At 67.7% G+C, this 12,202-nt stretch carries 12 protein-coding genes and 1 tRNA gene; 4 read left to right on the top strand and 9 right to left on the bottom strand.

The genetic code is table 11. The features are described 5' to 3' along the window. Positions 1-8: 8 nt before the first annotated feature. Entirely contained in the window at positions 9-1,229 is a 1,221-nt protein-coding gene (locus ACW7G5_RS11075; RefSeq protein WP_457004485.1) for an efflux RND transporter periplasmic adaptor subunit, read from the bottom strand. 160 nt (positions 1,230-1,389) lie between these two features. Here ACW7G5_RS11075 and ACW7G5_RS11070 point away from each other — a divergent pair, with 160 nt between their 5' ends. Next, a complete protein-coding gene (locus ACW7G5_RS11070; RefSeq protein ID WP_457004483.1) occupies positions 1,390-2,034 on the top strand; it encodes a TetR family transcriptional regulator in 645 nt (214 codons plus the stop codon). Positions 2,035-2,100: 66 nt separating this feature from the next. On the opposite strand, the gene ACW7G5_RS11065 is transcribed toward ACW7G5_RS11070, so the two are convergent. After that, entirely contained in the window at positions 2,101-2,694 is a 594-nt protein-coding gene (locus ACW7G5_RS11065) for a YceI family protein (protein WP_457004482.1), read from the bottom strand. Between the two features lie 301 nt (positions 2,695-2,995). On the opposite strand from ACW7G5_RS11065, the gene ACW7G5_RS11060 reads away from it, so the two are divergent. The 3 genes from ACW7G5_RS11060 to ACW7G5_RS11050 are packed head-to-tail and all read left to right on the top strand — an operon-like array spanning position 2,996 to position 4,871. Beyond that, on the top strand, positions 2,996-3,703 hold the full coding sequence (locus tag ACW7G5_RS11060; protein ID WP_457004480.1) for a pirin family protein: 708 nt from the start codon (positions 2,996-2,998) through the stop codon (positions 3,701-3,703). A gap of 12 nt (positions 3,704-3,715) precedes the next feature. After that, positions 3,716-4,297, top strand: coding sequence for a cytochrome b (locus ACW7G5_RS11055; protein ID WP_457004478.1), 582 nt, complete (start codon positions 3,716-3,718; stop codon positions 4,295-4,297). 1 nt (position 4,298) lies between these two features. Further along, on the top strand, positions 4,299-4,871 hold the full coding sequence (locus ACW7G5_RS11050) for a YceI family protein (protein ID WP_457004477.1): 573 nt from the start codon (positions 4,299-4,301) through the stop codon (positions 4,869-4,871). Between the two features lie 256 nt (positions 4,872-5,127). Here ACW7G5_RS11050 and ACW7G5_RS11045 read toward each other — a convergent pair whose 3' ends face one another. The 7 genes from ACW7G5_RS11045 to rpoD all read right to left on the bottom strand — a co-directional run bounded on the left by ACW7G5_RS11045 (position 5,128) and on the right by rpoD (position 12,148). Further along, the gene (locus ACW7G5_RS11045; protein WP_457004476.1) at positions 5,128-6,027 is read right to left on the bottom strand and encodes a pirin family protein; all 900 of its coding nucleotides are present in this window, start codon (positions 6,025-6,027) and stop codon (positions 5,128-5,130) included. A gap of 236 nt (positions 6,028-6,263) precedes the next feature. Next, entirely contained in the window at positions 6,264-7,388 is a 1,125-nt protein-coding gene (locus tag ACW7G5_RS11040; RefSeq protein ID WP_457004474.1) for an alkene reductase, read from the bottom strand. A 234-nt stretch (positions 7,389-7,622) separates the two neighbouring features. Beyond that, a complete protein-coding gene (gene fabB / locus ACW7G5_RS11035) occupies positions 7,623-8,831 on the bottom strand; it encodes a beta-ketoacyl-ACP synthase I (RefSeq protein WP_457004473.1) in 1,209 nt (402 codons plus the stop codon). Next, positions 8,831-9,346: a bifunctional 3-hydroxydecanoyl-ACP dehydratase/trans-2-decenoyl-ACP isomerase gene (gene fabA / locus ACW7G5_RS11030; RefSeq protein ID WP_457004471.1), complete on the bottom strand. Its 516-nt coding sequence runs from the start codon at positions 9,344-9,346 to the stop codon at positions 8,831-8,833. The genes fabB and fabA overlap by 1 nt, the downstream gene beginning before the upstream one ends. A gap of 142 nt (positions 9,347-9,488) precedes the next feature. Next, positions 9,489-9,564 (bottom strand) — tRNA-Ile (locus ACW7G5_RS11025). A 137-nt stretch (positions 9,565-9,701) separates the two neighbouring features. Continuing rightward, positions 9,702-10,082, bottom strand: coding sequence for a hypothetical protein (locus ACW7G5_RS11020; protein ID WP_457004470.1), 381 nt, complete (start codon positions 10,080-10,082; stop codon positions 9,702-9,704). Positions 10,083-10,249: 167 nt separating this feature from the next. Then, the gene (gene rpoD / locus ACW7G5_RS11015) at positions 10,250-12,148 is read right to left on the bottom strand and encodes an RNA polymerase sigma factor RpoD (protein WP_457004468.1); all 1,899 of its coding nucleotides are present in this window, start codon (positions 12,146-12,148) and stop codon (positions 10,250-10,252) included. Positions 12,149-12,202 lie beyond the last annotated feature (54 nt).

Raw genomic sequence — 12,202 nt, 5'->3', positions numbered from 1 at the left:
GGTCTCCGTTATTCCTGCGCAGCCGGCGCGGGCCCGGTGGCGGCGTCGGCCGCGGCGGTGTCCGCGGCGTCAGCATTGCCGGCGCCGGGCAGGCGCGGCGCGCGCGCCTCCTCCGTCACTTCGACCGTGGCGCCCGGCGCGATCTTCTGCAGGCCCTCGACCACCACGCGGTCGCCGGCGGCCAGGCCGGACTCGACCAGCCACTGGTCGCCGATGGTCTGGCTGACCACCACCGGACGCTGCTCGACCACGCCCTCGGCATTGACCACCAGCGCCGAGGTATCGCCCTTCGGATCGCGGGCCACGCCCTGCTGCGGCACCAGCAGCGCGTTCTGGCGCACGCCGGCGCCGAGCTTTGCGCGCACGTACATGCCGGGCATCAGCACATGGTCGGGGTTGGGCACTTCGACGCGCAGCGAGAAGCTGCCGGTGGAGGGGTCCACGGCCACTTCCGAGAACTTGAGGCTGCCGGGATGCGTGAACTCGCTGCCGTCCTCCAGCAGGATCGTCACCGGCATGCCTTCGGTGCTCTCCAGGCGCCCGGCTTCCAGCGAACGGCGCAGGTCCAGGAGCTCGGTGGCGGACTGGGTGAGGTCGACATGGATCGGATCGAGTTGCTGCACGGTCGCCAGCGCGGCCGGCTGGTTCGCGGTTACCAGCGCGCCCTGGGTGACGCTGGATTTGCCGATGCGGCCGCTGATGGGCGACGTGATCCGGGCATAGCCCAGGGTCACGTTGGCCGCATCGAGCGCGGCGCGCGCGGCACCGACATCGGCCTCGGCCTGCGCGAGCGCAGCGGTGGCGTTGTCGTGGTCCTGCTTGCTGACCGCGGACACCTTCACCAGTTCGGCGGTGCGGCTGGCGGTCAGGCGGGCGGCGGTGCGGGTGGCCTCGGCGCGTTTGAGCTGGGCGCGGGCGCTGTTGGCCGCGGCGCGATAGCTGGCGTCGTCGATCTGGTACAGCGGCTCCCCGGCCTCGACCAGGCTGCCCTCGGTGAACAGGCGCTTGGCCACGATGCCGTTGACCTGCGGCCGGACCTCGGCCACCAGCCATGCGTTGGTCCGCCCCGGGAGCTCGCGGGTGATGGTCACCGGACGGGCCTCGAGGGTGGCGACGGTGACCGCGGGCTTCGGGGCCTCGGCGCCCTCTTGGCCACCGCTGCAGGCAGCAAGCAATGCGGTGGCAAGGACGAGAAGCACGGGGCGGACACGGCGGAGGGTCGTGGTCATGTGGGGAGAGGCCTTGTGGGGATTCGAAAACGGCACGCCCAGCGACCGGGACCCCGCTGGTGCGGCATCGGTGCTGGGCGTTTCAGGTGATGTGATGTAATATACATACATGGATGTATGTATGTCAAAGGGCGAATTCGCGCCCGTAATGGAACAATGAATGATGGCGAGAAGGACGAAGGAAGACGCGTTGGCCACGCGCGAGGGCATCCTCGACGCGGCGGAGGACTGCTTCCGCGAGAAGGGCCTGTCCGGCACCAGCCTGGAAGCCATCGCGGTGCGCGCCGGGGTGACGCGCGGCGCCGTCTACTGGCACTTCAAGAACAAGGCCGAAGTGCTGGAGGCGATGATCAACCGCGTCAGCCTGCCCTTCTTCCACGGACTGGAGCGCGTGTCGCGCCCCGACGGCATAACGCCGCTGCTGGACCTGCGAGAATTGCTGCGGCAGTCCTTCGCCGACCTGGTGCACACGCCGCGGGTGCGCGCCACGCTCGAGGTGCTCGAACTGCGCTGTGAGATCCCGGCTGCCGACGACGCTTTGGCCACGCTGCGCAAGACCGGCATGCACCAGACCCTGTCACGCATCAAGGCCGCCTTCCGCCGCGCGGAAGCGCTGGGCCAACTGCGCGAGGACATGAGCGTGGAGAGCTGCGCGCGCACCCTGCACTTCATCATCGGCGGTGCGCTGCGCATGCACCTGGTGGATCCCGAGGAAATCGACCTGGAGCGCGACGGCCTGGCCGCGGTCGAGCTCGTCCTGCGCGGCTGCGCGCGCGACCCCTCGCAGCTCGACGCGAAGGGCTGATTCCTTCCCGGTCTTCGCGCAGGTGGGGGCCGCGGCCGGGACGGACCCGGCGCGCGGACGCTGCGCTTACTCGCCCTGCTTGGGCACCGCGGCTTCGGTGGTGATGCGCAGCTGCACCTCGTCGCTGACGTAGGGCGCGTTCATGCCCAGGCCGAAGTCGGTGCGCTTGAGCGTGGCCACGGCGTCGAAGCCGGCGGCCGGCTGGCTGGTCATCGGATGGTTGGCCACTTTGTTGATGGTGGCGTCGAGTACCACCGGCTTGGTGATGTCCTTGATGGTCAGGTCACCGGTGATCTTGAGCTTGCCTTCGCCCGCGGATTCCACGGCGGTGCTCTTGAAGGTCGCCTGCGGATACTTGGCGGCGTCGAAGAAGTCATCGCTCAGCAGGTGCTCGTCGAAGGCCTTCACGTGCGAGGACAGGCCGGCCAGCGGCAGGATGACCTCGACGCTGGAGGCGGCGACATTGTCGGCGTCATAGGTGATGGTGCCTTCGACCTGGCCGAAATGGGCGATCGGGTTGGAGAAGCCGAGGTGGTTCCACTGCGCAACGACGTCGGTGTGGCTGGCGTCGATGGTGTAGGTCACCGGGGCGGCAAAGGCGTAGGCCGACGCGGCGGCGAGGGCAAGGCCGAGGATGGTGCTAGGGATGCGGCTGGACATGACGGACTCCTGGATGAGGTAGTGCTTCGCGGATGGTGGCGGGCTCGAGAGGACCGCGGTACACAGGTCATCAACCGAGGCCGACAGTCTATCGTTCTGAATTATCGTTTTGTTTAACAATATTGCAACGACTGATCGCAAATATAGAACAGCAACCGGTTTAATCTGCGGCAGTCGACCTGGGCGCCAATTGACCGCTAAAATAGAACAATGATTGGTGCCGCGCGGTGTTTATTCTACAAATGATGCCAATCACACTACTCCTCCAGCGCGCAGAGTCGCTCGCAACGGAGTCCGCATCATGATCACCTACCGTCCCGCAAATGAACGCGGCCACGCCCGGCACGGCTGGCTCGAGTCCTGGCACAGCTTCTCCTTCGCAGGTTACAACGATCCCGAGCACGTGCACTGGGGTCCGTTGCGCGTGATCAACGAGGATCGCGTACAGGCCGGCCAGGGCTTCGGCACCCACAGCCACCGCGACATGGAGATCATCAGCTACGTGATCGACGGCGCGCTGGCGCACAGGGATTCGATGGGCAACAGCGCGGCCATCGTGCCCGGTGAAGTGCAGCGCCTGAGCGCGGGCAGCGGCATCACCCACTCCGAGTACAACCACGACCAGGAAGGCCTGACGCACTTCCTGCAGATCTGGATCATCCCCGAGGCCCAGGGCATCACGCCCAGCTACGAGCAGAAAGCGTGGACCGACGCCGACAAGCGCGGCCGCCTGCGCCTGGTCGCCAGCCGCGACGGCAGCGAGGGATCGGTCACCATTTACCAGGACGCGCGCATGTACGCAGGCCTGTTCGACGGCGACGAGGCGGCCACGCTCGACATCGCCCCCGGGCGCCTGGCCTACATGCACGTCGTGCGCGGCGCGGCGATGGTCAACGGCCACGCCGTTTCCGCCGGCGACGCGCTGCTGTACGCCGACGAGCCGCACGTCGAGATCGCCAGCGGCGACAATGCCGAGATCCTGGTCTTCGACCTGCCACGACTCCAATAAGGGACAGCAACCGTGCAAATCCGAAATTCCGAACACCGTTGGGGTCCTGTCAGCATGTTGCTGCACTGGGCGATCGTGCTCCTGGTCGGCTGGATGGCCTGGCTGGGCCTGACCATGGTCGACCTGCCGCCGACGCCTGCGAAGATCAACACCTACGCGCTGCACAAGTCGCTGGGCCTGACGCTGCTGGCGTTGGTGGCAGTGCGCATGGCCTGGCGGCTGTTCGCCGGTGCACCGAAGCCGGTGCCGGGCACTCCGGCCTGGCAGGAGCGCATCGCGAGCGTCACCCACATCGCCCTGTACGTGCTGCTGTTCGCGATCCCGCTGAGCGGCTGGGTCTTCAACTCGGCCTCCGGCTATCCGCTGCAGTGGTTCAAGCAGTTCAACCTGCCGTCGATCGCCGGACGCAGCGAAGACCTGGCCGCAACCGCGATCCAGGTGCACGAATACGGCTTCTGGCTGCTGATCCTGCTGGTGCTGGCGCATGCCGGCGCCGCGTTCTACCACCACATTTTCCAGGGCGACGACACCCTGCGGCGCATGCTGCCCTCGCTGCGCCGCGCCGACGCCCCCGACCCGACTTCGGAGCACTGACATGAACACCCGCAGCCTTCGCAACCGCCTCCTGCCCCTCACCCTCGCCGCCGCGATCACCGCGGCCGCCGCACCGGCCACCGCCGCCGACTACGTCCAGTCCTCCGGCGCGCTGAGCTTCGCCAGCGAATACCAGGGCGAGACCTTCGTCGGCCTGTTCCCCGACTTCAGGACCACGCTGAGCTTCGACCCGGCTGCACCTCAGGAGGCGAAGCTCGACGTCACCATCCCGCTGGCCACTGCGGACACCAAGAACGACGACCGCGACGGCACGCTCAAGACCGGCGACTTCTTCAACATCGCCAAGTTCGCCACCGCTCGCTACATGGCAACCGGCTTCCGCAGCCTGGGCGACAACCGCTACGTCGCCGACGGCACGCTGGAGCTGCGCGGAGTAAAGAAGCCGGTGGCGCTGGCGATCACCTGGACCCCGGGCCAGCAGCCGGTTCTGGTCGGCAATGCCACGGTCAAGCGCCTGGACTTCGGCGTCGGCGCCGGTGATTGGGGCGACGTGTCGATCATCCCCGACGACGTCGCGATTTCCACCAAGGTGACCTTCACCCCCGCGCGCTGAGCGCGCGAACCGCCAACCGCCAACCGCAACTGCAACTGCAACCCATCAACGACCGACGGCGAACGGCGCACAACCAACCGCGCACGGCGCACGACGCACGACGAATACTGTGGGAGCAGCTATAGCTGCGATCGCCTTCGCTGAAAAGCATCGCAGCCATGACTGCTCCTACAGTCCCGGATTGCCGGCGGATCGGGATGCCAAGGTCGCGGATTATCGAAGGGTCGGCATGTCGAACCCGACCTTCGCGCGCGACTCAGGACATCGGCTCCGGCTCCACCATCCGGCCGACTTTCGGCGGCAGCGGGATGAACTCGCCGTTGTCCATGTCCGGCAGCTTCATCCGGCCTGCGGCCCAGTCCGCGCGTGCCTGCTCGATGCGCTCCTTCGACGATGAGACGAAGTTCCAGTCGATGTAGCGCGGCCCCACGGGCTCGCCGCCCAGCGCCATGACCACCGCATCGCTGAGCGCCGCGATCGTCGCCGCCTTGCCTGGCGTCAGAAGCGCCATGCTCCCGGCCTCGACGCGCTGGCCGGCCACTTCGACATCACCTCGCACGACATACACCGCACGCTCGCTGTACTCCGCCGGCAACGACGCGCGCGAACCCGCTCGCAGCTGCCAATGCACGTAGAACTGCGGCGAATCGGTCTTCACCGGCGATTCGATGCCCGCCAGCCGCCCCGCGATGAGGCGGCCGACGATGCCGTCGCCTTCGAACACCGGCAGCGCATTGCTGCCGTAGTGCCAGAAGCCGGGATCGACTTCCTCGCGCTCGTCCGGCAGCGCGACCCAGGCCTGGATGCCGTCCATGGGACCGCCATTGGCACGCAGTTCCTCGAAACGCTCGGAGTGGGTGATGCCGCGGCCCGAGGTCATCCAGTTGACTTCGCCCGGCCGGATCGACTGCTCGGAACCCAGGCTGTCGCGATGCATGATCTCGCCGTCGAACAGGTAGGTGATCGTCGACAGGCCGATATGCGGATGCGGGCGGACATCGGCCTCGCGCGACAGGCCCGGCTCCATCAGCTTGGGACCCATGCGATCGAAAAAGATATAGGGGCCGACCATCCGACGCTTCGCGAACGGCAGTACGCGGCCGACTTCGAAGGCGCCAAGATCACGCGTGCGCTGCTTGATGATGAGTTCGATCATGGGAAACCTCCGGTGGACCTGCGCCGCCGACAGCGGATCGCCTTGCACATGGATCAGGACAGTCGCGGCTTCCACGCGCCTTCGGGAACGTTCATGTCGACATCCAGCCTACGCGCTGCCGAGGGTGCCTGCAGCATGCGAGAGACGGCCGCGGCGCGAGCCCTGAAGCCGCGCAGCTGCCCGAGGGCGCCGGACGCATCCACGCGAGTGGGCGACCGGCGCACCCCACCCCGGCTTCAGGTCGGCTCGGCCTCGGTTTCAGGCTCGACGCGGTACGCCGGATAGTCGATATAGCCCTCCTCCCCGCCGCCATAGAACGTGGAGCTGTCGCCCTCGGCCAGCGGCCAGTCGTTGCGCAGGCGCTCCACCAGGTCGGGGTTGGCGATGAACGGGCGGCCGAAGGCGACCAGGTCGGCAAGTCCGCCCGCCACGTCTGCCGCAGCGCTTTCGCGCGTGTAGTTGCCCGCCAGGATCAGCGTGCCACCGGCATACGCCTCGCGGAACGTGGTGAGAAAGCGTTCGCCGGCCGCGGCCACGATCGCCTCGCGGTTGCTGAGGTGCACGTATGCCAGGTTGCGCGTGGCCAGCTCGCGGGCCAGCGCCAGCCAGGTGTCGGCCTCGCCATCAAAGGCCGGCATGTCAAAGATGCGGTTGAAGGGCGACAGCCGGATGCCGACGCGCCGGCTGCCGATGGCGGCCACGACCGCGTCGACGGTTTCGAGCACGAAGCGCAGGCGGTTGGCGATGTCGCTGCCGCCGTAGGCGTCGTCGCGCGTGTTGAGCCCGCCGTTGATGAACTGCTCGAACAGGTAGCCGTTGGCACCGTGGATCTCGATGCCGTCGAAGCCGGCTTCGATCGCGTTGCGCGCCGCGGCGACGAAGTGCGCGGTGATGCCCGGGAGTTCGCCCGCGGCCAGCGCGCGCGGGGTGCTCGCCGGCATCTGTCCCGGCGTGCCGTCCTCGCGATAGCCGAAGGCCTGCACGCCTTCGGCGGCCTTCGCCACGGCCCCCACCGGCGCGCGTTCGCCGGGCTGCAGCGACACGTGCGACAGGCGCCCCACGTGCCAGAGCTGCGCGAACACGGCGCCGCCCTCGGCGTGCACCGCGGCGGTCACCGCCTTCCAGCCGGCGACCTGGGCCCTGGTATGCAGGCCGGGCGTGAACAGATAGCCGCGCGCCTGCTCCGAGACCTGCGCGCCCTCGGTAACGATCAGGCCGGCGCCGGCGCGCTGCGCGTAATAGGTCGCGGTGAGCGCGTCGGGCACGGTGCTGACGGCGCGGGAGCGGGTCATGGGGGCCATGACGATGCGGTTGCGCAGCGCCAGGGCGCCGAGGTCACAGCGATCGAAAAGTGTGCTCATGAAGGGGTCCGAATGGTTCCAGTGACGTATGCATCCAATCTACGTCGCCGGCACCCGTCGCGGGTGCGCGGCCATGGAACGATGGATCCCGGACGGCGCGTGCCGGCGCGGAGGAAGCCACAGGAGCACCGGAAACCGGTAGGAGCAGCTACAGCTGCGACCAGAAAGCAGCGAGTGCCGGTCGCAGCTGTAGCTGCTCCTACTGGAAGGTGCGGGGTGGCCCGGGTTGGGCGGTCAGACCCGCGCGAACACCAGGCTGCCGTTGGTGCCGCCGAAGCCGAAGCTGTTCGACATCACCGTGTCCAGCTTCGCATCGCGGCTTTCACGCACGATGGGGAAGCCTTCCGCGCGCGGATCGAGCGTATCGATATGCGCGGAGCCGGCGATGAAGCCGTCGCGCATCATCAGCAGGCTGTAGATCGCCTCGTGCACGCTGGCCGCGCCGAGCGAGTGCCCGGTCAGCGCCTTGGTCGAGGACAGCGGCGGCATCCGCTCGCCGAAGGCTGCGCGCACCGCCTCGAGCTCGACGATGTCGCCAAGCGGCGTCGAGGTGCCGTGGGTGTTGAGGTAGTCCACCGGCGCGTGCACCGTGGCCAACGCGTTCTGCATGCAGCGCACTGCGCCTTCGCCACTGGGCGCGACCATGTCGGCGCCGTCGGAGGTCACGCCGTAGCCGACAAGCTCGGCATGGATGGTGGCGCCGCGCGCCTTCGCGTGCTCGTACTCCTCCAGCACCAGCATGCCGCCGCCACCGGCGATGACAAAGCCGTCGCGGCCTGCGTCATAGGGGCGCGAGGCCACCGCGGGCGTGTCGTTGTAGCCGGACGAGAGCGCGCCCATGGCGTCGAACATGACGCTCATCGCCCAATGCTCTTCCTCGCCGCCGCCGGCGATGACCACGTCCTGGGCACCGTGGCGGATCAGGTCCGCGCCGGCGCCGATGCAGTGCGCCGAGGTGGCGCAGGCGGCCGAGATCGAATAGCTCAGGCCGAGGATGCCGAACGCGGTGGCCAACGTTGCCGACACCGTCGAGCACATCGTGCGCGGCACCATGTACGGACCGACCTTGCGCACGCCCTTGGCGCGCAGCAGGTCCGCGGTGGCGACCTGCCACTCGGCCGAGCCGCCGCCGGAGCCGGCGATCACGCCCACGCGCGGGTTGCTGACCTGCTCGGCCGACAGCCCGGCGTGCGCGAGCGCATCGCGCATCGCCACCCAGGCGTACGCCGCGGCATCGCCCATGAAGCGCTTGCGCTTGCGGTCGATCTCGGCGTCGAGGTCGATCACCGGCATGCCCGCGACCTGGCTGCGCAGGCCCAGCTCTGCGTACTCCGGCGCCGCGGTGATTCCACTGCGTCCCTCGCGCAGCGCGCGCGAGACGTCATCAAGCTTGTTGCCAAGGCAGGACACGATGCCCATGCCTGTCACGACTACGCGGCGCATCAGTTGTCCTCCAGATCCTTGAACAGGCCTACCCGCATGCTGCGGACGACGTAGATTTCCTTGTCGTCGACGAAGGTTCGGCCGTCGGCGATCACCAGCGGCACCTTGCCGCGCATCACGCGTTTGATGTCGATCTCGTAGCGCACGCGCTTCGCGGTCGGCAGCACCTGGCCGGAGAACTTGAGTTCGCCGCAGCCCAGTGCCCGGCCGCGGCCGGGTTCGCCCAGCCAGGGCAAGTAGAAACCGGCAAGCTGGAACATCGCGTCAAGGCCCAGGCAGCCGGGCATCACCGGGTCGCCGAGGAAGTGGCATTCGAAAAACCACATGGACGGGTCGATGTCGAGCTCGGCGACGATCACGCCCTTGCCGTAGGCACCGCCCTCGCTTGCGATGTGGGTGATGCGATCCATCATCAACATCGGCGGGGCCGGCAGGCGGGCATTGCCTTCGCCGAACATTTCACCGCGGCCACAGGCCAGCAGTTGCTCACGGTCGATGGAAGAAGGTCGCGTCATGGGACTCCCGGATCAGTGCGGCGCAGGCGCCGGAAAGACCGACATTGTGCACCACGCAGGCGGCGGCGCACCTGATCCCGGTCAGCAATCCGGCCGCGGCGGCGGCGGGAATTTCGATGCGCGTGCGTACGGTGCAGCTGGTTGGTGGGCCCACCAGGACTCGAACCTGGAACCAAAGGATTATGAGTCCTCTGCTCTGACCATTGAGCTATAGGCCCGCAGCGCCAATTGTAGGCCGGCGCTGCGCGCCGCAAAACGAGAATCGCGCAGGCGCGACCAGACGACGAGGACTGGCCGCGACTGCGCGACACGATCCCGCGACGGAACCCGTCGCAAGGTTCGTTGCTGTGGCGGCTTACATGCCGTCGGTGTTGTTCTCGCCATCGGCCGCCGCATTGGCTTCCTCGGCCGCGTCCTGCGCCTGCTCGGCGGCGTCGGCGGCCTTCTCGGCAGCGTCCGCAAGGTCTTCGCGACGGGTCATCTCGTCACCGGTGTCGACCTGGCCGGCGATGTGGGCGGATGCATCCGCGGCGGCATCGGCGGCGTCGGCGGCGGCCTGGGCCGACTGCGTGGCGGCCATGTCACCGGTCGCCGACGCGTGCTGCGCGGCTTGCTGCGCCTCGGTCGCCGACTCGGCGGCTTCCTGGGCGGAGTTGGCGGCCTGGTCGGTGTTGCTGCAGGCCGCGAGGGCGGTGGCGAAGCCGAGGGCGAGAAGGGTCTTGGCAGTGGAATTCATTGAGGTCTCCTGTTCGGGCGCCGTGGTGCGCCGTGGCGGTCACATTGCATGCCCCGGTGTAGCGATCATGCGAAGGCGACCCGGTGTCGGCGGTGCCATTCATATTCGCGCCAACGAAAAAGCCCCGCCAATGGCGGGGCTTTTCCTGGATCACCTTGCGTGGGTGCTCACTCGATGTCGAGGAAGCTCCGCAGTTGCTCCGAACGGCTCGGGTGGCGCAGCTTGCGCAACGCCTTGGCCTCGATCTGGCGGATGCGCTCGCGGGTGACGTCGAACTGCTTGCCGACTTCCTCGAGGGTGTGGTCGGTGTTCATGTCGATGCCGAAGCGCATGCGCAGCACCTTGGCCTCCCTCGGGGTGAGGCCGGCCAGCACGTCGTGCACGGTCTCGGAGAGGTTGGTGTTGGTGGTCGCGTCGATCGGGGACTCCACGTTGGTGTCCTCGATGAAGTCGCCCAGGTGGGAGTCCTCGTCGTCGCCGATCGGAGTCTCCATCGAGATCGGCTCCTTGGCGATTTTCATCACCTTGCGGATCTTGTCCTCGGGCATTTCCATTTCCTTGGCGAGCTCCTCCGGCGTGGCCTCGCGGCCGAACTGCTGGAGCATCTGGCGGGAAATGCGGTTGAGCTTGTTGATCGTCTCGATCATGTGCACCGGGATGCGAATGGTGCGCGCCTGGTCGGCGATCGAGCGGGTGATCGCCTGGCGGATCCACCAGGTGGCATAGGTCGAGAACTTGTAGCCGCGGCGGTATTCGAACTTGTCGACCGCCTTCATCAGGCCGATGTTGCCCTCCTGGATCAGGTCCAGGAACTGCAGGCCGCGGTTGGTGTACTTCTTGGCGATCGAGATCACCAGGCGCAGGTTGGCCTCGACCATTTCCTTCTTGGCCTTGCGCGCCTTGGCTTCGCCGATGGCCATGGTGCGGTTGATCTCGCGCAGGTCGGCCAGCGTCACCATCATGCCCTTCTCGATGGCGATGGTCGCTTCCTGGCCGGCGACGATCTGGTCCTTGACGTCACGCAGGCCGCTGGCCCACTTCTGCTTGCGCTTGAGCAGCTCGTCGACCCACTCGAGGTTGGTCTGGTTGCCGTCCCACGCACGGATGAAGTCCTTGCGCGGCATCCGGGCGACGCGCGTCGACAGGTCGAGGATGCGGCGTTCGTGGTCCTTGATCTCGCCGACCACGTCGCGCAGCTCGCGGACCAGGACATCGGTCAGCGGCAGCGGCAGCTTGAGGCTGGTGAAGGTTTCGGCCATTTCCTCGCGGAGCTTGATCGCCGCCTTGGCGGTCGGGCCACCCTTGGCCACGGCCTTTTCGAACTTGGCGTAGTTGGCGGCCATCTCCTCCATGCGGCGGGCGACCTCGGCCGGGTCGGGGCCGGTGGGACCGGTCTCCTCGGCAGCGGTGTCGTCCTTCTCGTCTTCCTCGTCCGCATCGGCGTCGTCATCGGAGGCCTTGGCATCCGTGGCGTCGTTGTTGGCGGCCGGCGTCGCGGGGGCCGGCGGCGCTGCAGGCGGCGGCACGGGATCGTCGAGGCCGTCGGTGAAGCCGACCACGATTTCGGGCAGGCGCTTCTTGCCGGCCTTGTGCAGTTCGTAGTCGCCGAGCAGGTGCGCGATCGTGCCCGGGAAGGTCGCCAGGGCGGCGGCCATCTGGTTCAGGCCTTCCTCGATGCGCTTGGCGATCGCGATCTCGCCTTCGCGGGTCAGCAGCTCGACCGTGCCCATCTCGCGCATGTACATGCGCACCGGGTCCGTGGTGCGGCCGCCTTCTCCGTCGAGTGCGGTCAGCGTGGCGGCTGCCTCCTCGGCGGCGGTGTCATCGACCTCGCGGCCACCGCTGGACTCGCCGGCCAGCAACAGCGTCTCGGCATCCGGGGTGGTTTCATGCACCTGGATGCCCATGCTGTTGATCATGCCGATGATGTCTTCGAGCTGCTCCGCGTCGACGAGATCGTCGGGCAGGTGGTCGTTGACTTCGGCATAGGTGAGGTAGCCCTGCTCGAGACCCTTGGAGATCAGGATCTTGATGTCGGACTGCGGGGCTGGACGCTCGATCGCCATGTGGCGCGCACCGTAGAAAAGGGGAACCCGTAATTATACCATTCCGCGCGAGGG

The organism is Luteimonas sp. A501 (assembly GCF_054052085.1).
Note: the sequence above shows the minus strand (reverse complement) of the source record. Positions and strands in the feature narration are given on the sequence as shown.